The organism is Paragemmobacter kunshanensis (assembly GCF_011059185.1).
GTDB classification, from domain to species: domain Bacteria; phylum Pseudomonadota; class Alphaproteobacteria; order Rhodobacterales; family Rhodobacteraceae; genus Paragemmobacter; species Paragemmobacter kunshanensis.
The window spans coordinates 76941-100073 of record NZ_JAALFE010000008.1; the positions used below are offsets into that span (position 1 = coordinate 76941).

The 23133-nt window shown below is 64.9% G+C and carries 24 protein-coding genes; 16 read left to right on the top strand and 8 right to left on the bottom strand.

Annotated features, from left to right (window positions below; genetic code table 11):
* Positions 1 to 548 precede the first annotated feature (548 nt).
* Genes G5V65_RS09885 through G5V65_RS09895 form a run of 3 tightly spaced genes read left to right on the top strand, consistent with a single transcriptional unit; the run spans position 549 to position 3104 of the window.
* A complete protein-coding gene (locus G5V65_RS09885) occupies positions 549 to 1547 on the top strand; it encodes a flagellar hook-length control protein FliK (RefSeq protein ID WP_165049501.1) in 999 nt (332 codons plus the stop codon).
* Positions 1548 to 1580: 33 nt separating this feature from the next.
* Positions 1581 to 2237, top strand: coding sequence for a flagellar hook capping FlgD N-terminal domain-containing protein (locus G5V65_RS09890; RefSeq protein WP_241250517.1), 657 nt, complete (start codon positions 1581 to 1583; stop codon positions 2235 to 2237).
* 48 nt (positions 2238 to 2285) lie between these two features.
* On the top strand, positions 2286 to 3104 hold the full coding sequence (locus tag G5V65_RS09895) for a phosphotransferase (protein ID WP_165049503.1): 819 nt from the start codon (positions 2286 to 2288) through the stop codon (positions 3102 to 3104).
* Here G5V65_RS09895 and ubiB read toward each other — a convergent pair.
* Together ubiB and ubiE are read right to left on the bottom strand one after the other, a co-directional pair.
* A complete protein-coding gene (ubiB, locus tag G5V65_RS09900; protein WP_165049505.1) occupies positions 3101 to 4630 on the bottom strand; it encodes a 2-polyprenylphenol 6-hydroxylase in 1530 nt (509 codons plus the stop codon). The two genes, G5V65_RS09895 and ubiB, sit on opposite strands and share 4 nt — an antisense overlap.
* Position 4631: 1 nt before the next feature.
* Positions 4632 to 5384 carry a bifunctional demethylmenaquinone methyltransferase/2-methoxy-6-polyprenyl-1,4-benzoquinol methylase UbiE gene (gene ubiE / locus G5V65_RS09905; RefSeq protein WP_165049508.1) on the bottom strand — a complete coding sequence of 251 codons (753 nt, stop codon included), beginning with the start codon at positions 5382 to 5384 and terminating at the stop codon, positions 4632 to 4634.
* A gap of 89 nt (positions 5385 to 5473) precedes the next feature.
* Here ubiE and mutM point away from each other — a divergent pair, with 89 nt between their 5' ends.
* From mutM to dnaA, 4 genes are all read left to right on the top strand, one after another.
* Entirely contained in the window at positions 5474 to 6391 is a 918-nt protein-coding gene (mutM, locus tag G5V65_RS09910; protein ID WP_165049510.1) for a bifunctional DNA-formamidopyrimidine glycosylase/DNA-(apurinic or apyrimidinic site) lyase, read from the top strand.
* Between the two features lie 83 nt (positions 6392 to 6474).
* Positions 6475 to 7251, top strand: a complete 777-nt coding sequence (locus tag G5V65_RS09915; protein WP_165049511.1) for an enoyl-CoA hydratase — start codon at positions 6475 to 6477, stop codon at positions 7249 to 7251.
* Between the two features lie 162 nt (positions 7252 to 7413).
* Complete coding sequence (rpsT, locus tag G5V65_RS09920; RefSeq protein ID WP_165049513.1) at positions 7414 to 7689, top strand: 30S ribosomal protein S20; 276 nt, start codon at positions 7414 to 7416, stop codon at positions 7687 to 7689.
* 604 nt (positions 7690 to 8293) lie between these two features.
* Positions 8294 to 9667: a chromosomal replication initiator protein DnaA gene (gene dnaA / locus G5V65_RS09925; RefSeq protein WP_165049515.1), complete on the top strand. Its 1374-nt coding sequence runs from the start codon at positions 8294 to 8296 to the stop codon at positions 9665 to 9667.
* 78 nt (positions 9668 to 9745) lie between these two features.
* Here the strand turns inward: dnaA and G5V65_RS09930 are convergent, their stop codons facing one another.
* The 3 genes from G5V65_RS09930 to G5V65_RS09940 form a co-directional block, all read right to left on the bottom strand.
* A complete protein-coding gene (locus tag G5V65_RS09930; protein ID WP_165049517.1) occupies positions 9746 to 10282 on the bottom strand; it encodes a hypothetical protein in 537 nt (178 codons plus the stop codon).
* Positions 10283 to 10445: 163 nt separating this feature from the next.
* On the bottom strand, positions 10446 to 11237 hold the full coding sequence (locus G5V65_RS09935; RefSeq protein WP_165049520.1) for a carbohydrate ABC transporter permease: 792 nt from the start codon (positions 11235 to 11237) through the stop codon (positions 10446 to 10448).
* A complete protein-coding gene (locus G5V65_RS09940; protein ID WP_165049522.1) occupies positions 11234 to 12100 on the bottom strand; it encodes a carbohydrate ABC transporter permease in 867 nt (288 codons plus the stop codon). The genes G5V65_RS09935 and G5V65_RS09940 overlap by 4 nt, the downstream gene beginning before the upstream one ends.
* Before the next feature lie 181 nt (positions 12101 to 12281).
* Between G5V65_RS09940 and G5V65_RS09945 the strand changes: the two genes are divergently transcribed.
* The 4 genes from G5V65_RS09945 (at position 12282) to G5V65_RS09960 (ending at position 15276) form a co-directional block, all read left to right on the top strand.
* A complete protein-coding gene (locus tag G5V65_RS09945) occupies positions 12282 to 12593 on the top strand; it encodes a ribbon-helix-helix domain-containing protein (protein ID WP_165049524.1) in 312 nt (103 codons plus the stop codon).
* A 95-nt stretch (positions 12594 to 12688) separates the two neighbouring features.
* Entirely contained in the window at positions 12689 to 13084 is a 396-nt protein-coding gene (locus tag G5V65_RS09950) for a VOC family protein (protein ID WP_165049526.1), read from the top strand.
* Between the two features lie 67 nt (positions 13085 to 13151).
* Positions 13152 to 13691 carry a Twin-arginine translocation pathway signal gene (locus G5V65_RS09955; RefSeq protein ID WP_165049529.1) on the top strand — a complete coding sequence of 180 codons (540 nt, stop codon included), beginning with the start codon at positions 13152 to 13154 and terminating at the stop codon, positions 13689 to 13691.
* 16 nt (positions 13692 to 13707) lie between these two features.
* The gene (locus tag G5V65_RS09960) at positions 13708 to 15276 is read left to right on the top strand and encodes a GMC family oxidoreductase (protein WP_165049531.1); all 1569 of its coding nucleotides are present in this window, start codon (positions 13708 to 13710) and stop codon (positions 15274 to 15276) included.
* A gap of 163 nt (positions 15277 to 15439) precedes the next feature.
* Here G5V65_RS09960 and ubiG read toward each other — a convergent pair whose 3' ends face one another.
* The gene (ubiG, locus tag G5V65_RS09965; RefSeq protein ID WP_165049533.1) at positions 15440 to 16189 is read right to left on the bottom strand and encodes a bifunctional 2-polyprenyl-6-hydroxyphenol methylase/3-demethylubiquinol 3-O-methyltransferase UbiG; all 750 of its coding nucleotides are present in this window, start codon (positions 16187 to 16189) and stop codon (positions 15440 to 15442) included.
* Positions 16190 to 16256: 67 nt separating this feature from the next.
* Positions 16257 to 16397, bottom strand: coding sequence for a hypothetical protein (locus tag G5V65_RS22790; RefSeq protein ID WP_343162838.1), 141 nt, complete (start codon positions 16395 to 16397; stop codon positions 16257 to 16259).
* Between G5V65_RS22790 and pip the strand changes: the two genes are divergently transcribed.
* The 5 genes from pip (at position 16350) to infB (ending at position 22880) form a co-directional block, all read left to right on the top strand.
* Positions 16350 to 17228: a prolyl aminopeptidase gene (pip, locus tag G5V65_RS09970; protein ID WP_343162837.1), complete on the top strand. Its 879-nt coding sequence runs from the start codon at positions 16350 to 16352 to the stop codon at positions 17226 to 17228. The two genes, G5V65_RS22790 and pip, sit on opposite strands and share 48 nt — an antisense overlap.
* Positions 17229 to 17393: 165 nt before the next feature.
* Positions 17394 to 18011, top strand: coding sequence for a ribosome maturation factor RimP (gene rimP, locus G5V65_RS09975; protein ID WP_165049538.1), 618 nt, complete (start codon positions 17394 to 17396; stop codon positions 18009 to 18011).
* Between the two features lie 15 nt (positions 18012 to 18026).
* A complete protein-coding gene (gene nusA, locus G5V65_RS09980) occupies positions 18027 to 19637 on the top strand; it encodes a transcription termination factor NusA (protein WP_165049540.1) in 1611 nt (536 codons plus the stop codon).
* Between the two features lie 28 nt (positions 19638 to 19665).
* Positions 19666 to 20298 (top strand): RNA-binding protein, encoded by a 633-nt coding sequence (locus G5V65_RS09985; protein WP_165049542.1) that lies wholly within the window; start codon positions 19666 to 19668, stop codon positions 20296 to 20298.
* Positions 20295 to 22880, top strand: coding sequence for a translation initiation factor IF-2 (infB, locus tag G5V65_RS09990; protein ID WP_165049545.1), 2586 nt, complete (start codon positions 20295 to 20297; stop codon positions 22878 to 22880). Before G5V65_RS09985 ends, infB begins: the two co-directional genes overlap by 4 nt.
* Positions 22881 to 22946: 66 nt before the next feature.
* Here the strand turns inward: infB and G5V65_RS09995 are convergent, their stop codons facing one another.
* Positions 22947 to 23102, bottom strand: a complete 156-nt coding sequence (locus G5V65_RS09995; protein WP_165049547.1) for a hypothetical protein — start codon at positions 23100 to 23102, stop codon at positions 22947 to 22949.
* Positions 23103 to 23133: the final 31 nt, after the last annotated feature.

Below are 23133 nucleotides of genomic sequence, written 5' to 3' on the forward strand. Positions count from 1 at the left end.
CCCTGTTTGCCGGGCCTTCCGTCCCCCCCTTGCCCAAGGCCGGGGCTATTCCTGCGTCGGTATCCGGGCCAGTTGCGCGCCAACTTGCCAGCCCCGACATGCCCATCGCGGGCACCGGCATCCCGCCGATGGCCGATCCTCCGGTCACCCCTTCCGGCCCTGCAGAAACCAGCCGGAATTCCGCAATTTCAGCCATGTTAGAGCCTGTTCATGCTCCGATTGGCAGCGCCCCGCTGCCCCCCCTTCCCCTTGATTCCAATCCACAGCCTGAACCCCAAGGCAGCAAGACTGCCGCAATAATCGCTCAGGCCACGCACCTTCCCCCCCGCCCCGGATCCGAGCCTGGGGCGCGCATGGCGACGTCCGTTCCCCCCCCTGGCCCGGCCCCTGCTCAAATACCCTTGACGGTGCCCATCGCGGTTCCCGTCACCTTTCCCGTGTCTCTGCCCGATCTCGCGACCATCGCCATGGGCGCGGGGTGGCCCCCAATCGCACCTTACGGAGACGACCCGCAGCCATCGCTGCCTGTGCCAGCCATGCCGTCATCCATGCAAAATAGTCTCGAACATGGCTGGAATGATGCGAAACTTGCCGCTTCTTCTATGTCGGATCGGGCGTTGCTCCTCTCCGCACCTGCCGCGCCCGTCGCTGCCTCTGCCCCGTCCTTGGGCTCAGAGATCGCGCCGCTGGAACCCCCGGCCCCCGGCGCTCCGGCGGCTGTCGCCCTGGTTTCGGCTGCCGGGCAGGGACTCGGCACCGCCCTGCCCGTTGCTGCCGCGCCGGAAATCCCGGCGCAGCCAGCCACCGCCCCGGTCGCGCCCGGGGATCGTGACCTGTCACCCCCTGCCATGGGCAGCCCTGCACCGGCAGGCTGGCCGCCTGCAGCCGAACCGGCAGCAGAACCGGCAACCGTATCAAGGCAGGGCCCGGCCTCCCTCGACCCGATCCCACCCGAACCGGCCCCGCGCGGCCGATCTGCCGACCTTCCGCAGGCCGGGCAGGCCGTTCCGGCCCCGGCGGCAGTGTCGGGCGCCCCGACCGAAATGCCGCCAACCGCAATCAGCGCCGCCCCCATCGCAGATGCGCCGGATCCCGGCGCCCCCCCGGATCACAAGGCCCCGGCAACATCGGATCACGCCCCCCGTCCGCTTGCGGCCACGATGCTGCAGCTCTTGCAGACAGGCCCGGATCAGCCGGTCACGCTCAAGCTCTCGCCTGCCGAACTTGGCACCCTGCGGTTCGAGATCCTTCAGCGTGACCAAGGCCTGCACCTTCACCTCTCTGTCGATCAGCCTGCCGCGCTCGATCTTCTGCGCCGTCAGGGCGATCAGCTTCTGGCCGAACTGCGCCAATCCGGCTTTCCTGGCGCGACGCTCAGCTTTGCGGGCAGTTTCGCGGGCGGTGGCGGCCAGGATGCACCGGCCTCCCAGGGCAACCCCTCCCCCGCCCCGCGCCAGTCCCCGGATCCGGCCCCGCAGGCGGCAGCCCTGCCCCCTTCGGCGGCAAGGCCATCCGCCCAGTCGACCTCGCTCGATCTGCGCCTGTGACGCAGCATCGGTGCCACAACCTGCGAAAGGAACATGATGGACCCCCTTCTTCCCGCAACGGCCGCCGGCACGGCCCGGACAGGCGGCAGCTTTGCCGCCGGGTCCGGGGCGGATTTCACCACCTTCCTGCGGATGCTGACCACGCAGATGGAAAATCAGGATCCGCTGAACCCGATGGAATCCACCGATTTCGCGGTGCAACTAGCCACCTTCTCGGGCGTCGAACAGCAGGTGCAGACGAATCGCCTGCTTTCCTCGCTCTCCGGGCAGTTCGGCCTGATGGGCATGGCCCAGCTTTCGGGCTGGATCGGGCAAGAGGCGCGCAGTTCTGCCCCCGTCCATTTCGATGGCCAGCCCGTGACGCTGTCCTTCCAGCCTGCGCCGATGGCCGATGAACTGGCCCTTGTCGTCCGGGATGCCCGGGGCACCCTCGTGGCGCGCGAACAGGTGCCGCCGGGACAGACCAGCTATCGCTGGCTGGGCGGCGATGCGGCGGGCAATCCTGCTGCGCCGGGGGTCTACAGCTTTCAGCTTGAAAACCTGCGCGCGGGCGAGGTGATCCGCACCGATCCGGCCCAATCCTATGCCCGCATCGAAGAGGCGCGGCGCGATGGCGACCAGATCACCCTGATCCTGCGGGGCGGCGTCGCCATCAACGCGGATGCCGTCACCGCCCTGCGCGCGCCCTGATCACGCCTCCGGCTTGCGGTGGCGACAGATGGCGCTAGGGTCCGCCGCATGCCCTGCCCGCCGCCGCCCGATCTGCCCCCCGCCGCCGCCCATGCCCTGGCCGGGCTCCTTCCCGCCTGCGCCTCTGCGGACTGGCATTCCTTGCCCGGCGGGCGCAGCAACCGGGTCTGGCGGGTTGGCGATCTGGTGGTGAAATGCCACGATCCCGCGACGGCGACCCCGCTCTTTCCCAATGATGCCGGGATCGAATCGCAGGCCCTGCGCCTATTCGCCCCGCGCGGCCTCTCCCCCCGCCTGCGCGCGGCGGGCGAAGGCTGGATCATCTACGATCACATCCCCGGCCAGATCGGCCCGGGCGATCCGGCGGCCGTGGCGGCAATGCTGCACCGCCTGCATGGGCTGTCCCTGCCTGACGCCCCCTTCCGCCTTCTGCCCAATGGCAGCGCGGCCCTTCTGTCCCATGCGCGCGGCTTCGCGCCCCCGGGCCTGCCGCCGCCCCCGGCAGATCCGCAGATCCCCCCGGTCACGCCTTGCCCCGTCCATGCCGATGCGGTGCCGGGCAACATCCTGACAACGCCCGCAGGGCCGCTCCTGATTGATTGGCAATGCCCCGGCATGGGCGACCCGGTCGAAGACCTCGCCACCCTGCTCTCGCCCGCCATGATGTGGCTCTATACCGGCGGAAAGGCCCCCGATGGCTGGGCCGAGGCGCTTTTGCAATCCTACCCCAACCGCGCCACCGCAGACCGTAGCCGCGCCCTGCTGCCCCTCTATCGCTGGCGCATCGCGGCCCATTGCGCCCTTCGGGCCGCGCGCGGCAATGCCGCCTATGCCACCGCCCTGCGCATGGAACTGGAAACGCTCTAGATCAGCGCGCCCAGCCCCACACCCGCGGCAAAGACCACCACCCCCAGCGGGATCAGATACCAGCGCGACCGCCGCCGTGGCGGGGCCAGCGGCTTTGGCGGGTCCGCCTGCGCGATCAGCGCCGCCTCCACCATGCGCGGCAGCTTCGGCCCGAACCGGCCCAGCACCCGCGCCGTCTGCAACAGATCCCGGATCAGCGCGGCAGGCCCCACATTCTTGGCGATATAGCTTTCCACCACCGGCCTTGCGACCTGCCAGATGTTGATATGCGCATCCAGCGACCGCGCCACCCCTTCCACCACCACCATCGTCCGCTGCAACAGGATCAGTTCCGTCCGCGTCTGCATCCCGAAGCGTTCCGTCACCTCGAACAGATAGGCGAGCAAGCGCGCCATCGAAATCCGGCTCGCATCCATGCCAAAGATCGGCTCGCCCACCGCCCGCAGCGCGCGGGCGAATTCGTCGATGTCGCGATCCGCAGGCACATAGCCCGCCTCGAAATGCACCTCCGCCACGCGGCGGTAATCCTTGCGGATGAAGCCCATCAGGATTTCCGCATAGACCCGGCGCGTATATTCGTCGATCCGCCCCATGATCCCGAAATCATAGGCGATGATCGCCCCATCCGCCCCCACCTTCAGGTTCCCCTGATGCATGTCGGCGTGAAAGAACCCGTCCCGCAACGCATGGTTCAGGAACAAGGACAGCACCCGCGCCGCCAGAACCTTCCGGTCATGCCCCGCCGCATCGATCGCGGCATTGTCGTTCATGCCGATGCCTTCCGCCCAGCCCAGCGTCATCACCGTCTTGCCCGACAGGAACCAGACGGGCTTCGGCACGCGAAAACCTTCGTCCTTCTCCGTATTCGCCGCGAATTCAGCCGCAGCCGACGATTCCAGCCGCAGGTCCAATTCGCCCATGACCACGCCCTCGAAATGGGCGATCACATCCATGGGCCGCAGCCGCCGCGTCTGGGGGGCCACGATCTCGATCGTGCGCGCGATCAGATAGAAGGCGTCGATATCCTTGCGGAACGCCCGCTCGATCCCGGGCCGCAGAACCTTGACGGCGACCTCCTCCCCCGTATCCGCCAGCCGCGCCCGATGCACCTGCGCGATGGATGCCGCGGCGACAGGCTCGGAAAATTCGGAAAACACCTGATCGACCGGCACTTCAAGCTCGGCCTCGATCATCTTCATCGCCACGTTGCGGGGGAAAGGCGGCAACTGGTCCTGCAGGTATTTCAACTGCTGCGACAGTTCCTCGCCCACGATATCGGGCCGCGTGGAAAGGATCTGCCCGAACTTGATATAGGCGGGCCCCAGCGCCGTCAGCGCCCGCGTCGCAGGCGGCAGCGCCGGATCCCCCTTCAACCCCAGCCATTTGAACGGCCAACCCAGCAGCCGCGCCGCAACGCGGATGGAGGCAGGCGCCCGAAACGCCTCCAGCACCACGGCCATCGCCCCCGTGCGCTCCAGCGTCGCGCCCGTCCGGATCAGGCGCCAGATATTGTGCGGTCCGCGCATTCTACAGCTTCCAGCCCGAATGCAGCGCGGCGATCCCAAGGCTCAGGTTGCGATACTTCACCTGCCCGAACCCCGCCTTGCGGATCATGCCCGCAAAGGTTTCCTGATCGGGGAACTTGCGGATGGATTCGACCAGATACTGATAGCTGTCGCGATCCTTCGCCACGATCTGCCCCATCACGGGGATCACGTTGAAGGAATAGGCGTCATAGACCTTCTGCATCAGGTCATTCGGGATCTGGCTGAATTCCAGCACCATCAGCCGCCCGCCGGGGCGCAGCACGCGATAGGCCTCGTTCAGCGCGTCCTGCACCCGCGTCACGTTCCGGATGCCGAAGCTGATCGTATAGACGTCGAAGGAATTCGCCGGAAAGGGCAGGGCCATCGCATCGCCCACCACCCAGTCCAGCCGCTCCGCCTGCCGCTCTGCCTCGGCCCGCTGGCGGCCCGCCACCAGCATGGATTCGGTCATGTCCAGCACCACGGCCGATGCCCCCGGCGCGCGCTTCAGGAAGCGGAAGGCGATATCCCCCGTCCCCCCCGCCACATCCAGCAGCCGCTGGCCCGGCCGCGGCGCCAGCCAGTCCATCATCGCGTCCTTCCACAGACGGTGAACCCCGCCCGACATCAGGTCGTTCATGATGTCATAGCGGCTCGCCACGCGGGTAAAGACGCCATGCACCATGCCCGCCTTCTCGGCCTCCGGCACGGTCTGAAAGCCGAAATGGGTGGTGCCTTGCTCTTCGTCGGTCATCGGGTCTTGCCGTTCCTTTGCTTGCCCTTCCTTATAGGCCGGTAATGCGGCGCTGCAATGCGCCCACATGTCCGACAGGCCCGAACACCATGCCCGAACTGCCCGAGGTTGAAACCGTCCGCCGTGGCCTCCTTCCCGCGATGGAGGGCCGCCGCATCATTCGCGCACAGGTCAACCGCCCCGATCTGCGCTGGCCTTTCCCGCCCCGCATGGCAGACCGCCTGACAGGCGCGCGCGTCCTGACGCTGCGCCGCCGCTCCAAATACATCCTCGCCGATCTTTCCACGGATGAAACGCTCCTCATCCATCTCGGCATGTCAGGAAGGATGCTCATCTCCCCTCCCCCGCCCGCGGGGGAGGGGCAGGGGGAGGGGGTGGCCCGCTTGGAGGGGGTGGCCCCCGAACGCGAAACGTTGGGCGAATGGCACCACCACCACCCCGCCCCGGAAAAGCACGATCACGTCATCCTCGACATGGAGGATGGCACCCGCATCACCTTCAACGATGCCCGCCGCTTCGGCGCGATGGACCTGATGCCCACCGCCACCGCCGATGCCCACCCCCTTCTCGCCGTCCTCGGCCCCGAACCGCTGGGCAACGCCTTCGACGACGCCTATCTCACGGCCCGCCTCAAGGGCCGCAACACCCCCATCAAATCCGCCCTGCTCGACCAGCATCTCGTCGCGGGCCTGGGCAATATCTATGTCTGCGAAACGCTCTACCGCGCCCGCATCCACCCCGCGCGCAAGGCCGCCCGCATCTCCGCCGCCCGCGCCGCCGCCCTCGTCCCCCTCATCCGCGATGTCCTGGCCGAGGCGATCACCGCAGGCGGCTCTTCCCTGCGCGATTACCGCCAGGCCGATGGCGAACTTGGCTACTTCCAGCACAGCTTCCAGGTCTACGGTCGCGAAGGCCAGCCCTGCCTTACCCCCGGCTGCACCGCCACCATCCGCCGCATCGTGCAATCCGGCCGGTCCTCCTTCTTCTGCCCCGCCTGCCAGAAGTGACGCGTCGTTAATCCCCGTCACCGCCCTTGATAACGCCCGCGTTACTGCTAGGAGTCACCCGGACAGAAGAACGGAGCCGCGCCATGGCCTATGAGACGCTCATCGTCGAGATCGAGGATTACACCGCCCTCATCCGCCTCAACCGGCCCGAGGCGCTCAATGCGCTCAACGCCAAACTCATGCAGGAACTCGCCGCCGCCATCGGTGCGGCCGATCGCAACGACAAGGTGCGCTGCATCGTGTTGACCGGCTCCGAAAAGGCCTTCGCCGCCGGGGCCGATGTCAAGGAAATGGCCGAGAAATCCTTCACCGACGTCTTCTTCGACGATCTCTTCGCGCCCGAGGCTGACGCCATCGCCCGCACGCGCAAGCCGCTCATCGCCGCCGTTTCCGGCTATTGCCTTGGCGGCGGATGCGAACTTGCCATGATGTGCGATTTCATCATCGCCGCCGATTCCGCGAAATTCGGCCAGCCCGAAATCAACCTCGGCATCGTCGCAGGCATGGGCGGCACCCAGCGCCTGACCCGCGCCGTCGGCAAGGCCAAGGCGATGGACATGAACCTCACCGGCCGCTTCATGGACGCGGCCGAGGCGGAACGCTGCGGCCTTGTCAGCCGCGTTGTCCCCGCCAAGGATCTGATGGCCGAGGCGATGAAATCCGCAGGCAAGATCGCCCAGAAATCCGCCCTCACCGCGATGGTGGTCAAGGAATGCGTCAACCGCGCCTTTGAAACCACCCTGCGCGAAGGCATCCTCTTCGAACGCCGCATGTTCAACGCGGCCTTCGCCACCGAAGACCAGAAGGAAGGCATGTCCGCCTTCCTGGAAAAGCGCGAAGCGCAGTTCCGCGACCGCTGAGCCTGCCATTTCAGGCTTTCCTTTCCGCCCCGCTTGCACTATAGCCCCGGCCCACATGCGCGTGGGCCCGCTTAGGCAAGATATGATTCCGTCCTTTGGGGCGGGGCTTTGGGTCTTTGTGCAACCGATCTGAAACAAAGACCTACAGGATAGAAATCTCCCATGGCAAATACGGCCCAGTCCAAAAAGCGCGCCCGTCAGTCCGAAGCCCGCTACGCGGTGAACAAGGCACGCCGCTCGCGCATCCGCACCTTCATCCGCAAGGTCGAAGAGGCGATCGCTTCCGGCAATGCCGAAGCCGCCCTCGCCGCCCTGCGCGCCGCCCAGCCCGAACTGGATCGTGGCGTCACCAAGGGCATCCTCCACGCCAATACCGTCTCGCGCAAGATGTCGCGCCTGGCCGCCCGGGCAAAGGCGCTGGCCGCTCCGGCCGCCTGATCCAGGCCTCTCGCATTCTGCCAACAGGGCGCGTCCGCAGGGACGCGCCCTGTTGCATTCCGGCCGATCTGAACCGTCCCGTTCCGCGTTTTCGCGGGCCTGCGTTGCCCATTTGCAAGGGGCTCCGGATTCGGTTTCGCCATCTTCCTGTCAAGCGTGAAGTTCGGTTGCACGCCCTCCGGCCGCCTTGCTAGCGTCACCCTGCGATTCACTCTCGTCCTGGGGGACATGACGGAATCGCAGATGGAATTCGACAGGCCTGCACTGCTGCCAAGCGTATCCTTACGCCGTCTTATTCTGTTTGCGGTTCAATTGGTTATGGTGTCTGCACCCTGCGTGCGGAAATCATGTCGGGCGGTTGCGGTCAGATGCGAATCTGGCCGTGTCATTGCGTGACAAACCGGCCTCTCGGGTCGGAAACGGGCTTGGTGGTGCCCCGGCGTAGGGGGCGTGTGGTATGCCTGTTTCGATCCGATGATGGCCGCGTGGCCAAGTCTGTCCTGCGGGGCCTGGGCGATAGCCCCGGTGCAAGCCGGTGCAACAACAACAGGCGTGCCGGATCTGCCACAGGTTCAGAAGCACGTCGCCGTACGGGTCAGGAAGAATGACGAACGAGACTTGGGGTTTGGTCCGCGAGGAACTGATCAAGAGGGTTGGACGGAACAACTATGTCACCTGGATCGAACCGCTGAAATTCTCTGACCTCCGGCAGGGGGTCGCGCGTTTCGAGGTTCCCACCTCCTTCTTCGGTGACTGGGTCTCGCGCAATTTCGGCGATCACATCCGCGCCCAGCTCAACCATGCGGGGGCGCAGGTGGATCGTGTGGAATTCGCCGTCTCCGCCACCCGCCCCGCCGCCGCGCCGCAACCGGCGGCTCCGGCCCCCGCCGCCACCCGCGCCCGTCCGGCGGCCCGCCCTGCCGCCGATGCCGATGACATGCCCGGCGCCCCGCTCGATTCGCGCTTCACCTTCGACAGCTTCGTCGTGGGCAAGCCCAACGAACTCGCCCATGCCGCCGCCCGCCGCGTCGCCGAAGGTGGCCCCGTCACCTTCAACCCGCTCTTCCTCTATGGCGGTGTCGGCCTCGGCAAGACGCACCTCATGCATGCCATCGCGCATGAACTGCAGACCCGCCAGCCGCATCTGCGCGTCCTCTACCTGTCGGCCGAACAATTCATGTATCGCTTCGTGCAGGCCCTGCGCGAACGCCAGATCATGGATTTCAAGGAACTCTTCCGTTCCGTCGATGTCCTCATGGTCGATGACGTGCAGTTCATCGCGGGCAAGGATTCCACGCAAGAGGAATTCTTCCACACCTTCAACGCGCTGGTCGATCAGAACAAGCAGATCGTCATTTCCGCCGACCGCGCCCCGGGCGAGATCAAGGATCTGGAAGATCGCATCAAGTCCCGCCTGCAATGCGGCCTTGTCGTCGACCTTCACCCCACCGATTACGAACTGCGCCTCGGCATCCTGCAGCAAAAGGTGGAACTCTACCGCAGCCAGTATCGCGGCCTTGTCATCGCCGATGGCGTGCTGGAATTCCTCGCCCACCGCATCACCACCAATGTCCGCGTGCTGGAAGGCGCGCTGACGCGCCTCTTCGCCTTCGCCTCCCTCGTGGGCCGCGAAATCACGCTGGAACTGGCGCAGGATTGCCTGGCCGACATCCTCCGCGCCTCGGACCGCAAGCTCACGATCGAAGAGATTCAGCGCAAGGTGGCAGACCATTACAACATCCGCCTGTCGGACATGATCGGTCCCAAGCGCGTCCGCACCATCGCGCGCCCGCGTCAGATCGCCATGTATCTGGCCAAGCAGCTGACCCCGCGCAGCCTGCCGGAAATCGGCCGCCGCTTCGGCGGGCGCGATCACACCACCATCATGCATGGCGTCCGCAAGATCGAAGAGCTTATGGCCACCGACAGCCAGCTTGCCGACGATCTGCAACTCCTGCGCCGTCAGCTTCAGGGCTGATCGCCGCCCTGCCAAAGGAAAAGGCGCCCTTCATCCGCGATGAAGTGCGCCTTTGCTTTTCCGCCTCCCGCGCGCCCGTCAGGCCGCCAGGGGCTCCCGCGCCCGCCGGCGCGCCACCCAACCTGCCAGGCCAAAGGCCGTCAGCAGCAGGGGCAGCGTCCCGCCGATGGGAACGACCGGGGTCGAATTCACCGTCAGCGAGGCGGGTTCGATGTTGCTCACGATGAAGGGCGTGCCCTCGGGCTTGATGACAAAGGTGAAACCGCCTTCATCCGTGCCCAGCGTCGCACCGAAATAGGTTTCCAGAACCCCCGTCACCGTCAGGACACCCGTCCCCGTTGCCGGGAACACCCAGTTGAAGAGGAAATTCCGCGGGCTCGGCAGGACAGAGCCGAAAAAGCTGAAGACCTGCACATTGCCGGGATCGAAGGAATCGCTCACCGTCAGGTTCATCGCATAAAGATCGTATCCCGCCAGAATGGCGGTGGGATCCGGGTTGTAGGTATAGGCATAGGACACACCGGCAGTCACATCCGTCGGCCCCGTCACCGTCGCTGCCTGTGCCTGGCCCAGAAAGGCCATGGCGACGGCAGCCGCAGCCAGAATCTTGCGCATTCAATGCCCCCATCAATGCAAAGCAGATTTCAGCATGGGGGGAATCGGGAAAAATGGCAATCTTCGTTTACGAACCATCGCCACATTTTCGCCGCATTCGCCCCGATCCCCGCCGCGCAGGCTGTCAGACCCGCCCGCCCGGCAACCATGGGTTGCAGGCCCGTCACGCCCTGATCGTGAATCCCCGGGCGATATGGTTGCGCACGAACCAGATCAGCCCCACCCCGGGAATCAGCGACACCACCGTCATCGCCATGACCAGCCCGATATCCGTCTGGAAACTGAACAGCGCGTTGATCGCCATGGTGATCGGCTTGCCCCCCGTCACCGTCAGGATGCGGGCAAAGACCACCTCCACCCAGGAAAAGATGAAGCAGAAGAAGGCCGTCACCCCGATCCCCGGCGCAATCGCCGGGATCAGGTGGCGCAGCAGGAAGGATGGCAGCGAATGCCCGTCCAGAAAGGCCGTCTCGTCAAACTCCCTCGGCACGGCAGAGATGAAGCTTTCCAGGATCCAGATCGCGATGGGCAGGTTGAACAGGCAATGCACCAGCGCAATCCCCACCGGCGTGTTCACCAGCCCTGCATTGGCGAACAGGATGAAAATGGGCAGCGACAGCACCACAGGCGGCGTCACCCGAAAGGCCAGCAGCAGGAACAGGAAATGCCGGTCCCCCACAAAGCGATAGCGCGACAGGGCATAGGCCGCCGGCAACCCCGCCCCGATGCACAGCGCCACGTTCAGGGACACATAGATCATCGAATTCCCGATCGACGCCACCAGCGCCGGATCCGCCGCGATGTTGCGATAGTTGATCAGGCTCCACTGCCCCTCCACCATCCCCTCGCGCGGCAGGGTGGACATGAAGCTCAGCACGAAGGTCTGCGCCAGCGGCAGCAGGATGAACCCCGCCAGCAGCACGAACACCCCCCCACGCAGCAAAATTCCCCTCATCCCCGCTCCTCCTGCCGCGACAGGCCGCTGATCCGCACAAAGGCCCAGACCACCGTGATCACGATCAGGAAATAGACCATCGACCGCGCCGCCGCCGATCCATAGCTGAAGCCCTTGATCTCTTCCCCCAGATCAATCGCCAGGAAATGCGTGGCCATGTCCGGCCCGCCCGCATTGATGGCAAAGGCCTCGGTATAGATCATGAAACTGTCGACGAACCGCAGCAGCAGCACGATGCCCAGCGGCCCCGCGATCCGGGGCAGCTCGATATGGCGGAACACCGCCACCCGCGATGCCCCGTCAATCGCCGCCGCGCGATAGAAATCGCCCGAAATTCCCGAAAGCCCCGCATAGGCCAGGATCACCACCAGCCCCAGCCAGTGCCAGGTATCCATCACCACCAGCAGGATCCAGGTATGCAGCGCGGTGAACTTCCAGTCGAACCCGATCCCCGCCGCCGCCAGCGCCTGCCCCACCATCCCCGTCTCCGGGTTGATCAGCCCCAGCCACATCATCCCGATCATGTTCCACGGCACCACCAGGGGCAGCGCCACCAGCATCAGGATCAGCACCGCCCCCCGCCCCATGCCCCGCAGCAGCAGCGCGATCCCCACCCCCAGCGGCACCTGCACCGCCAGGATCACCGCCGAAAACAGCAGGCTCCGCCCAAGGCTAGCATGAAACCGGGTTGAGGTGACGATCTCCTCATACCACTCCACGCCCACCCAATGCACATCCTGCAGCGAAAAGATGTCATGCAGCGCATAGTTGAACACCGCCACCAGCGGCACCACGCCCACAAAGGCCATGACCGCCGCCGCAGGCATCATCATCCACCATGCCGCATTCCGATAGGGTCGCATCCTGCCTGCCTGTCCTGCCCTCTGCCCGATACCTGCACGGATCCCGCCCCCATGCAACGCCTTGCCCGGGCGTCTTGCGACTTTGGTCTCGGCTCATGGCCCTTGCCTTGTCGGCGCGCAGACCGCTTTACTTTCACTCTGATCCATCCGCCGAAGGAAGATCGAAAGGGAGGACAAACCGATGTGCCAGGTTTTCGCGGGGCAGGATCCCGCCCGTTATGAAAGCATCACCCGCCGCCTGCGGCTGAACGGTCAAAGCACCAGCATCCGCCTCGAACATGCCTTCTGGGAAATCCTCGATGAAATCGCGGCCGCCGAAGGCACGGCCACGCCCGCCTTCGTTTCCAAGCTCCACAGCGAAGTGCTGGAACAGCGCGGCGAGCCGGAGAACTTCACCTCGCTCCTGCGCTGCGCCTGCCTGATCCATATGGATCAGCGCGCCCAGTCCCGCGCGGAACAGTCCACCGCGGCCCATGCCCTCGCCGCCGAATGAAAATGCGCGCGTAGTATAGACCTACTACCTGCCCGCGCCGGAACGGGTTCACACTTCCCCTCAGGACAGTCCGAAAGACCTGACGGAGGAAGACCTTGGCCAAGGCCATACACAGCATGATCCGCGTGCTTGATGAAGCACGCTCCGTGGCGTTCTACGATCTGGCCTTCGGGCTCAAGGTCGCGGATCGGCTCGATTTCGACAGTTTCACCCTTGTCTACCTGTCGAATGCCGAAACCGGCTTCGAACTGGAACTCACCATCAACAAGGGCCGGACAGAGCCTTACGATCTCGGCAATGGCTATGGCCACCTTGCCTTTTCCGTTTCCGATGTCGATGCCGAACATGCCCGCCTCACCGCGGCGGGCCTTGCCCCGCGCAAGCTGGTGGATTTCGCCCCCGGCGGCACGGTCATCGCCCGCTTCTTCTTCATCGGCGATCCGGACGGCTACCAGATCGAGGTTCTGCAAAGGGCAGGCCGCTACCTCTGAACCGCGATCCCGGGCGGAAGAGGGGCCGCCCATCGCACCCGAAATCGTCATGCTCAGGGAGGAGACAATGACACAACACCCGAAAGGCCCGGCGCTGGAACGCCGCGGCCTCACCCGCCGCCAGCTACTGTCGCGTTCTGTCGCGGCCGGGGCCAGCCTTGTCGTCGGCGCGGGCTTCGTCGCGTCCGGCACTGCTGCCTGGGCGCTGGAAACCACCGCGATCAAGCCCGAATCCATGGCCACGCTGATCCAGATGGCGCGCGACATCTATCCCCATGATCAGGTCGCGGATCAGTTCTACGCCATCGCCGTCAAGGGCTACGACACCGCCGAAGCCGCCCCGAATGTCGAGGCCGGCATCGCCGAACTCAACGCCGCCGCTGTCGCGGCAGGCCATGCCGATTACATCTCGATCGGCTGGGAGGAAGACCGCGTCGCCGTCCTGCGCGCCATCGAGACCGGGGTCTTCTTCCAGACCATCCGCTCCGGTCTCGTGACCGGCCTCTACAACCAGAAGGACGTCTGGCCGATCTTCGGCTACCAGGGGGAAAGCTTCTCCCAGGGTGGCTACATCGAACGCGGCTTCGACGACATCGACTGGCTCTGAAGGGGGGATCGGACAAATGGTTGCGAAATTCGACCTGAACGACGACTCCGTGGTCGTCATCATCGGCACCGGCGCGGGCGGCGGTGTTCTAGCCAACGAACTGGCGCAGAAGGGCGTCAAGGTCGTGGCGCTCGAGGCCGGGGGCCGCTACCTCCCCGAGGATTACATCAACGACGAATGGGAAAGCTTCACCCAGCTTGCCTGGCTCGATGCCCGCACCACCAGCGGCACCTGGCGCGTGGCCAAGGATTTCTCGGGCCTGCCCGCCTGGATCGTCAAGGCCGTCGGCGGCACCACCACCCACTGGGCCGGGGCTTCGCTCCGGTTCCAGGAACATGAATGGAAGGCGCTTTCCACCTATGGCGCGGTCGAAGGCGCAAGCCTGCTCGACTGGCCCATCGACGCGGCCGAAATGGCGCCCTGGTATGAAATGGCCGAAACGAAACTCGGCGTCACCCGCACGGGCGACAGGGCCGGTCTGCCGGGCAACAACAACTTCAAGGTCTTCGAAAAGGGTGCCCTCGCGCTGGGCTACAAAGAGGTCCATACCGGGCGCATGGCCATCAACTCGGCCGATTACGATGGCCGCATGGCCTGCCAGCAGACCGGCTTCTGCTTCCAGGGCTGCAAATGGGGGGCGAAATGGTCCGCCGCCTATACCGACATCCCGGCGGGCGAGGCGACGGGAAACCTCGAAGTGCGCGAACGCTCGCATGCTGCGCGCATCCTGCACGACGATTCGGGCAAGGTGACGGGGGTCGAATATTTCGACAAGGACGGCAACCTGCAGTTCCAGGCCGCGCGCATCGTCTGCGTGGCAGGCAATACCTTCGAGTCGCCGCGCCTCCTGCTCAACTCCGCCTCCAGCATGTTCCCGAACGGTCTGGCGAACTCTTCCGATCAGGTCGGCCGCAACTACATGCGCCACACCACCGGCTCGGTCTATGCGATCTTCGACAAGCCGGTCCGCATGTGGCGGGGCACCACCATGGCCGGCATCATCCAGGACGAGGCGCGTCACGATCCGTCGCGCGGCTTCGTCGGCGGGTATGAACTGGAAACGCTGTCGCTGGGCCTGCCCTTCATGGCGGCCTTCCTCAACCCCGGCGGCTGGGGCCGTGGCTTCACCACCGCGCTCGACCATTACGAGAACATGGCAGGCATGTGGATCGTGGGCGAGGACATGCCGCAGGCCACCAACCGCGTCACCCTGTCGGAGGCGACGGATCAGTTCGGGCTGAAGGTGGCCAACGTGCATTTCGACGATCACCCCAACGACGTCGCGATGCGCAACCATGCCTACAAGCAGGGCGTCGCGATCTACGAGGCCGTGGGGGCCACCCGCGCCTTCCCGACGCCGCCCTATCCCAGCACGCACAACCTTGGCACCAATCGCATGTCGGAACGGCCCGAGGATGGCGTCTGCAACAAATGGGGCCAGACCCATGACATCGCGAATCTGTTCATCTCGGACGGGTCGCAGTTCACCACGGGCGCGGCAGAGAACCCGACGCTGACCATCGTCGCGCTGGCCATCCGGCAGGCCGATCACATCGCCCGCGAAATGGCCGCCGGGAACATCTGATCCCGCCTCGCCGAAAGGAAAAGGGCGGCCCCTCGCCGGGGCCGCCCTTTTCCGATTCTGCCGCGACTCAGGGTTAACGAACCCTCCAACCCCGGTGCGCTGCGTGCATACGCCTGTCTGCACTGGCCATCTGCTCCGCGTGCTGACTCGGCGGATCTAATGGTTAATGGCCGTTCCGCTTCACGCTGGCGGTCACGTAATTGCACGAAAGATCCCGCGCCGACAGCGACCAGGACCAGCTTACAGGGTTGAAAACCATACCCTTTTTGTCCACCGGCTCCAGCCCCGCCCGCCGGATCAGATCATAAAGCTCGTCCGGCGTGATGAATTTCTGCCATTCATGCGTCCCCTTCGGCAGCCAGCGCATCACATACTCCGCCCCGATGATCGCCATGACAAAGCTCTTCGGGTTCCTGTTCAGCGTGGAACAGATCATCAAGCCATTGTTTTTCAGCAGGTTCTGACAGGCCGTCAGATAGGCCAGCGGGTCCGCGACATGCTCCACCACCTCCATGTTCAGCACCACGTCGAACCTTTCCCCCGCGGCGGCCAGGTCTTCGGCGGTGGTGTGGCGATAGTCGATCCGCAGCCCCGATTGCTCGGCATGCACCATCGCCACCGGAATGTTGCGCGCCGCCGCATCCGCCCCCACGACATCGGCGCCCAGCCGCGCCATTGGCTCGGACAAGAGCCCGCCACCGCAGCCGATATCCAGCAATCTCAATCCCTTGAAGGGCAGGGGCTGGGTCAGATCCCGGTCAAACTCGGCCGCGATCTGGCGGGTGATATAGTCCAGCCGGCAGGGGTTCAGCATATGCAGAGGCTTGAACTTCCCGTTCGGATCCCACCATTCTGCGGCCATCGCCTCGAATTTTGCCACCTCGGCTGGGTCTACCGTCGATGTAAGCGTCATGGCGTCCTCTTGTTTAACTTTGGTTCAACCTCTTTGCGCGTTATATAGGGCAGCGATGGACCACAGATCAGGCCAAAAGCGCGCAGTCGAATTTCTCTACCCGCCGATCGACCCGTTCGATCAGCGCGTGATCGACATGGGCGATGGGCATCGCATCTATGTGGAACAGTGCGGCAACCCGCAAGGGATCCCCGTGCTTGTCCTGCATGGTGGTCCGGGCGGCGGATGCAGCCCCGCCATGCGGCGCTATTTCGATCCTACCGTGTTCCGGGTCATCCTCTTCGATCAGCGCGGCTGCGGCCGCTCCCGCCCGCATGCCAGCGTCATCCAGAACACCACCTGGCACCTTGTTAAGGATATAGAAACCATTCGGGCAGAGTTGCAGATCCCCCGCTGGATCTGCTTCGGCGGCAGCTGGGGTGCCACGCTGGCCCTGATCTATGCGATCAGCCACCCCGATCATGTGATCCGCCTTGTCCTGCGCGGTGTCTTCCTGATGACGCAGGCCGAACTCGACTGGTTCTATGGCGGCGGGGCAGGAGCCTTCTTCCCCGAACTCTGGGCGCGCTTCGTGAACGCCATCCCGCATGACGAACGCGGCGATCTGATCGCGGCCTATCACCGCCGCCTCTTCTCGGGCAACGTGATGGAGGAAACCCGCTTCGGCCGGATCTGGGCCAACTGGGAAAACGCGCTTGCCTCCATCCACCATGACGGCCCCCTTGGCGAAAGCCCGGCCGAATATGCCCGCGCCTTTGCCCGGCTGGAGAACCACTATTTCCACAATTCCGGCTTTCTGGAGGAGGATGGCTGGATCCTGCGCGAAAAGGCCCGCATCCATCACATCCCGGCGACCATCGTGCAGGGCCGGTATGACATGATCTGTCCTCCGGTTTCCGCATGGAAGCTGGCACAGGGCTGGGATCATTGCGAAATCCGCCTCATCCCCTTTGCCGGCCACGCCCTTTCCGAACCCGGCATAAGCGAGGCGCTGGTCCGCGCCATGGATGGTCTGCGCTCCCTGCGTGCCTCGCAATAGCACGCCCTGACGACTGACAGGCGGGGGCGATCCGCAATTCTGCTTGCAGACTCGGCTTGCGCTCCGTATATCCCCCTGCAACAGCGGTGTCGGGGTCCAAACCCGGCCCCACCGAACCTGACACGCGGGCCGCTGAGCCCGCTTTTTTGTTTTGCCCGGAACCCCATGACCGACCTCATTGCCAAGACCGCCATCGACCGCCGCCTCGCGGCCATCGTCGGCCCCGTCATCGAGGGGCTGGGGTTCGAACTTGTCCGCATCCGCCTGATGGGTGGCAAGACCCGCATCCTGCAGATCATGGCCGACCGCCCCGAAGGCGGGATCGAGGTGGACGATTGCGCCGCCATCTCCACCGCCGTATCCGCCGTGCTGGATGTGGAAGACCCGATCGAGGAAAACTACGTCCTCGAAGTCTCTTCCCCCGGCATCGACCGCCCGCTGACGCGGCTCAAGGATTTCGACATGTGGGTGGATTATGAGGCCCGCATCGAAACCACCGAACTCATCGACGGCCGCCGCCGCTTCAAGGGCACGCTGCAAGGCACCGAAGGCGATGAAGTGCTGATCGAGATCGAAGAGGGCGGCGAACCCCTCACCATCGGTTTGAAATTCGACTGGCTGTCGGATGCCAAGCTGATCCTGACCGATGACCTGATCGCCGAAATGCTGCGCCAGCGCAAAGCTTCGGGCGTGATCGACGAGACGAAGTTCACCGATATCGAAGAATTCGAAGGCGAGGACGAGGGCGACACCCCCCCCGACGCGCCCGAGACCAAACACTGAAGCCGGGAGGCCATCATGGCAATCACCTCTGCGAACCAGCTCGAACTCCTGCAAACGGCCGAGGCCGTGGCCCGGGAAAAGATGATCGACCCGGATCTGGTGATCCAGGCGATGGAGGAATCGCTCGCCCGCGCCGCCAAGTCGCGCTATGGCAGCGACCTCGACATCCGGGTGCGCATTGATCGCAAGACGGGCCGTGCCACCTTTGCCCGCATCCGCACCGTCGTCGAAGATGACGCCGTGGAAAACCACCACGCGCAACTGACCGTGAAACAGGCCAAGTCCTACAAGGCCGATGCCGCCGTGGGGGATGAGATCATCGACGAGGTTCCCCCCGTCGATCTGGGCCGCATCGCCGCGCAATCGGCCAAGCAGGTGATCCTGCAAAAGGTGCGCGAGGCCGAGCGGGATCGCCAGTTCGAAGAATTCAAGGATCGCAAGGGCAGCATCATCAACGGCGTGGTGAAACGCGAGGAATACGGCAACATCATCGTCGATATCGGCCGTGGCGAAGGCATCCTGCGCCGCAACGAGAAGATCGGCCGCGAAGCCTATCGCCCGAATGACCGTATCCGCTGCTACATCAAGGACGTGCGGCGCGAGGCGCGGGGTCCGCAGGTCTTCCTGTCGCGGACCGACCCGCAATTCATGGCCGAACTCTTCAAGATGGAAGTGCCGGAAATCTATGACGGCATCATCGAGATCAAGGCCGTCGCCCGCGACCCGGGTTCGCGCGCCAAGATCGCCGTGATCAGCTATGACAACTCCATCGACCCGGTCGGTGCCTGCGTCGGCATGCGCGGCAGCCGCGTGCAGGCCGTTGTGAACGAGTTGCAGGGCGAAAAGATCGACATCATCCCGTGGAACCAGGATCAGGCCACGTTCCTCGTGAACGCGCTGCAGCCTGCCGAAGTCTCCAAGGTCGTGATCGACGAAGAGGCCGGCAAGATCGAGGTCGTGGTCCCGGATGAGCAGCTTTCGCTTGCCATCGGTCGCCGTGGCCAGAACGTGCGTCTCGCGTCGCAACTGACGGCCCTCGACATCGACATCATGACCGAGGCCGAGGAATCGCAGCGCCGTCAGGCCGAATTCGCGGAACGCACCAAGCTGTTCATGGACACGCTCGATGTCGATGAGATGATGGCGCAACTGCTTGTTTCGGAAGGCTTCACCAATCTGGAAGAAGTGGCCTATGTCGATGTGGACGAACTGCTGTCCATCGACGGCTTCGATGAGGATACGGCCGGCGAACTTCAGGCCCGCGCCCGCGACTTCCTGGAAGAGCAGAACCGCAAGGCGCTGGAAAATGCCCGCGCCATGGGTGTGGAAGACAGCCTCATTGATTTCGAGGGCCTGACACCCCAGATGGTAGAGGCGCTGGCCCATGACGGCATCAAGACGCTGGAAGATTTCGCCACCTGCGCCGACTGGGAACTTGCCGGTGGCTGGACCACCGAGAATGGCCAGCGCAAGAAGGATGAAGGCGTCCTCGAAAAGTTCGACATGTCGCTGGAAGAGGCGCAGCACCTGATCATGACCGCGCGCGTCATGCTGGGCTGGGTCGATCCGACCGAACTGGAAACGGCTTCCGAGGAAGTCGACGAAGACGAGGAAGCCGAGGCCTGATCGCAGGTCTCGGGTTCAGGGAAGGCCCATGGCAAGGGGTGGCCGGGAAACAGATCAGGACGGACCCGAACGCAAATGCATCGTGTCCGGGGAAAGCCAGCCGAAGGGCGGCCTGATCCGTTTCGTGGTCGGCCCCGACGCGATGGTCGTGCCCGATGTTCTGGGGCGTCTGCCGGGGCGCGGGTTCTATGTCGCGGCGGATCGCAAGGCGATAGACAAGGCGGCGGCGAAGGGGCTTTTCTCCCGCGCCGCGCGCCAGCCGGTCAAGGCGCCCGACGGTCTTTCAGACCTGATCGAGGCACAGCTCCTGCGGCGGGTGATCGACCTCGTGTCGATGGCCCGCAAGGCAGGCGAGGCCGTCACCGGCTATGAGAAGGTGAAGGATTGGCTGGTGAAGGGTCAGGCTTCGGTCCTGATCCAGGCCAGCGACGGGTCGGAGCGCGGCAAGACCAAGCTGCATCCGCCGGGGGACGGGGGCAGCTTCATCGGCTGTCTTTCCTCGGGGGAATTGGGTTTGGCTTTCGGGCGCGAACGTGCCATACACGCCGCGCTTGCGGCTGGTGGACTCGAACGACGTGTTGTAGAGGAAGCGGCAAGGCTTGCGGGAATCCGCGGGCATATCGGCGGAGTTTCCGCCGGAGAGGATACGAAGACGGCATGAGCGATACTGACGGCAAGAAACCCCTCGGCTTGGGTGGCGGCGCGCGTGGACCCGGACAGGTGAAGCAAAGCTTCAGCCATGGCCGCACCAAAAGCGTGGCCGTGGAAGTCAAGCGCAAGCGCGTGGTCGTTCCGACCAAACCCGGCGCCGCCGGGGCGGGGGCAGCTTCGGGCAACAGCCCGCATCTCGGTGATCCGTCCAAGCGGCCCGCCGGCATATCTGATGCCGAAATGGAACGCCGTCTGGCGGCCCTGAAGGCCGCCAAGGCGCGCGAGACGGAAGATGCCGCCCGCCGTGCCGAAGAAGAAAAGGCCCGCGAGGAAGAGCGCCAGCGCCGCCGCGAAGAGATGGAGGCCAAGGAACGCGAGGATCGCGAACGCGAAGCCGCGCTCCGCGCCAAGGCCGAGGAAGAGGAACGCGCCGCCCGCGCCGCGGAAGAGGCGAAGATCGCCGCCGCCGCAGCCCGCAAGGCCGAGGTTCTGGGCACCCGCCCGAAATCCGCCGCGGCACCGGAACAGCCTGCGGCCAAGGCCGCTGCCGCTGCCGCGCCCGCCGCTGCCGACGACTCAGCCCGTGGTGGCGCTGCCGCCGCCCGTGCGCCCCTTGCCCCGCGCAAGGCCGAACGCGAACGCGATGAGCGCGCCACCGACCGCGACCGCGGCAAGGTGAAGGGCGACGAAGGCCGCCGCGCCGGCAAGCTGACGCTGTCGGATGCCATCTCGGATGAAGGGGGCCGCCAGCGCTCGCTCGCCGCGATGAAGCGCAAGCAGGAAAAGGCCCGGCAAAAGGCCATGGGCTTCGGCCAGAAGGCCGAAAAGCAGGTGCGCGATGTGCAGCTGCCTGAAACCATCGTGGTCAGCGAACTTGCCAACCGCATGGCCGAACGCGCCGCGGATGTGGTCAAGGTGCTGATGAAGATGGGCATGATGGTCACCATGAACCAGACCATCGACGCCGATACCGCCGAACTGGTGATCGAGGAATTCGGCCACAAGGCCGTGCGCGTTTCGGATTCGGACGTGGAGCAGGCCATCGAAACCGTGGCCGACAAGCCCGAAGACCTGCAGTCGCGCCCGCCGATCGTCACGATCATGGGCCATGTCGACCACGGCAAGACCTCGCTTCTCGATGCGATCCGCAAGGCCAATGTCGTTTCCGGCGAAGCGGGCGGCATCACCCAGCATATCGGCGCCTATCAGGTGAAGACGCCCAATGGCGCGCTGGTCTCCTTCCTCGATACGCCGGGCCACGCGGCCTTTACCTCCATGCGTGCCCGTGGCGCGCAGGTGACGGATATCGTCGTGCTGGTCGTGGCGGCGGATGACGCCGTCATGCCCCAGACGGTCGAGGCGATTGCCCATGCCAAGGCCGCCAAGGTGCCGATGATCGTCGCCATCAACAAATGCGACAAGCCCGATGCGAACCCCCAGAAGGTGCGCACCGATCTCCTCCAGCATGAGGTGGTGGTCGAACAGATGTCGGGCGAAGTGCAGGACGTCGAGGTTTCGGCCAAGACGGGCAAGGGGCTCGACAGCCTGCTCGAGGCGATTGCGCTTCAGGCCGAAATCCTTGAACTCAAGGCCAATCCCGCCCGTTCGGCGATGGGTGCGGTGATCGAGGCAAAGCTTGACGTCGGCCGTGGCCCCGTCGCGACGGTGCTTGTCCAGAACGGCACGCTGCGCAAGGGCGACATCTTCGTCGTCGGCGAAAAGTGGGGCAAGGTCCGCGCGCTGATCAACGACAAGGGCGAAACGGTTGCCGAAGCCGGGCCCTCTGTCCCGGTCGAGGTGCTGGGCCTGAACGGCACGCCCGAAGCCGGTGACGTGCTGAACGTCGTCGATACCGAAGCGCAGGCGCGCGAGATCGCGGATTACCGCGAAAAGGCCGCCAAGGACAAACGCGCCGCCGCCGGTGCCGCGACCACTCTGGAACAGCTCATGGCCAAGGCCAAGGCCGATGCCGACGTGGCGGAACTGCCGGTGCTGGTCAAGGCCGACGTGCAGGGTTCGGCCGAGGCGATCGTCCAGGCGCTGGAAAAGGTCGGCAACGACGAGGTTCGCGTCCGCGTCCTTCACTATGGCGTGGGTGCCATCACCGATACCGATGTCGGCCTGGCCGAGGCGTCGAAGGCCCCGATCATCGGCTTCAACGTCCGCGCCAATGCGACCGCCCGCAACGCGGCGCAGCAGAAGGGCGTCGAGATCCGGTATTACTCGATCATCTACGACCTGATCGACGATATCAAACAGGCGGCCTCCGGCCTGCTCAAGGCAGAAGTGCGCGAAAACTTCATCGGTTACGCGCGCATTCAGGAAGTCTTCCGCATCACCGGCATCGGCAATGTGGCGGGCTGCCTTGTCACCGAAGGCGTCGCGCGCCGTTCCGCTGGCGTGCGCCTTCTGCGCGACAACGTGGTCATCCACGAAGGCACGCTCAAGACGCTCAAGCGCTTCAAGGACGAGGTCAAGGAAGTGCAGTCCGGTCAGGAATGCGGCATGGCCTTCGAACGCTATGAAGACATCCGTGCGGGCGACGTGATCGAGATATTCGAACGCGAAGAGGTTCAGCGCAGCCTTGCCTGATCCGCTTGCTGGAAAAGGAAAAGGCCGGGCTTTCAAGCCCGGCCTTTTCCTTTTGGCTATCCCGCTTCAGGACGCGCGCGAAACGATGGCCTTGGCCGGGGCGACCGGCTCTCCGACAAAGGTTCGCTCATCCACGCGGATCATGACCTTCCCGTCGGCCGTATGGCCGACCAGAATGCCCTGAACCGAAACACAACTCCCTATTGTGATCGTCCTCAGCACGATTTCCCTCCCCACGGAAACAATGCATAAA

Bases quoted from the DNA above. Each gene is read 5' to 3' on its own strand.
- G5V65_RS09885 (WP_165049501.1), top strand. From the start codon at position 549: ATGCAAAATAGTCTCGAACATGGCTGGAATGATGCGAAACTTGCCGCT.
- G5V65_RS09890 (WP_241250517.1), top strand. From the start codon at position 1,581: ATGATGGACCCCCTTCTTCCCGCAACGGCCGCCGGCACGGCCCGGACA.
- G5V65_RS09895 (WP_165049503.1), top strand. From the start codon at position 2,286: ATGCCCTGCCCGCCGCCGCCCGATCTGCCCCCCGCCGCCGCCCATGCC.
- ubiB (WP_165049505.1), bottom strand. From the start codon at position 4,630: ATGCGCGGACCGCACAATATCTGGCGCCTGATCCGGACGGGCGCGACG.
- ubiE (WP_165049508.1), bottom strand. From the start codon at position 5,384: ATGACCGACGAAGAGCAAGGCACCACCCATTTCGGCTTTCAGACCGTG.
- mutM (WP_165049510.1), top strand. From the start codon at position 5,474: ATGCCCGAACTGCCCGAGGTTGAAACCGTCCGCCGTGGCCTCCTTCCC.
- G5V65_RS09915 (WP_165049511.1), top strand. From the start codon at position 6,475: ATGGCCTATGAGACGCTCATCGTCGAGATCGAGGATTACACCGCCCTC.
- rpsT (WP_165049513.1), top strand. From the start codon at position 7,414: ATGGCAAATACGGCCCAGTCCAAAAAGCGCGCCCGTCAGTCCGAAGCC.
- dnaA (WP_165049515.1), top strand. From the start codon at position 8,294: ATGACGAACGAGACTTGGGGTTTGGTCCGCGAGGAACTGATCAAGAGG.
- G5V65_RS09930 (WP_165049517.1), bottom strand. From the start codon at position 10,282: ATGCGCAAGATTCTGGCTGCGGCTGCCGTCGCCATGGCCTTTCTGGGC.
- G5V65_RS09935 (WP_165049520.1), bottom strand. From the start codon at position 11,237: ATGAGGGGAATTTTGCTGCGTGGGGGGGTGTTCGTGCTGCTGGCGGGG.
- G5V65_RS09940 (WP_165049522.1), bottom strand. From the start codon at position 12,100: ATGCGACCCTATCGGAATGCGGCATGGTGGATGATGATGCCTGCGGCG.
- G5V65_RS09945 (WP_165049524.1), top strand. From the start codon at position 12,282: ATGTGCCAGGTTTTCGCGGGGCAGGATCCCGCCCGTTATGAAAGCATC.
- G5V65_RS09955 (WP_165049529.1), top strand. From the start codon at position 13,152: ATGACACAACACCCGAAAGGCCCGGCGCTGGAACGCCGCGGCCTCACC.
- G5V65_RS09960 (WP_165049531.1), top strand. From the start codon at position 13,708: ATGGTTGCGAAATTCGACCTGAACGACGACTCCGTGGTCGTCATCATC.
- ubiG (WP_165049533.1), bottom strand. From the start codon at position 16,189: ATGACGCTTACATCGACGGTAGACCCAGCCGAGGTGGCAAAATTCGAG.
- G5V65_RS22790 (WP_343162838.1), bottom strand. From the start codon at position 16,397: ATGCAGGACAAGCACGGGGATCCCTTGCGGGTTGCCGCACTGTTCCAC.
- rimP (WP_165049538.1), top strand. From the start codon at position 17,394: ATGACCGACCTCATTGCCAAGACCGCCATCGACCGCCGCCTCGCGGCC.
- nusA (WP_165049540.1), top strand. From the start codon at position 18,027: ATGGCAATCACCTCTGCGAACCAGCTCGAACTCCTGCAAACGGCCGAG.
- G5V65_RS09985 (WP_165049542.1), top strand. From the start codon at position 19,666: ATGGCAAGGGGTGGCCGGGAAACAGATCAGGACGGACCCGAACGCAAA.
- infB (WP_165049545.1), top strand. From the start codon at position 20,295: ATGAGCGATACTGACGGCAAGAAACCCCTCGGCTTGGGTGGCGGCGCG.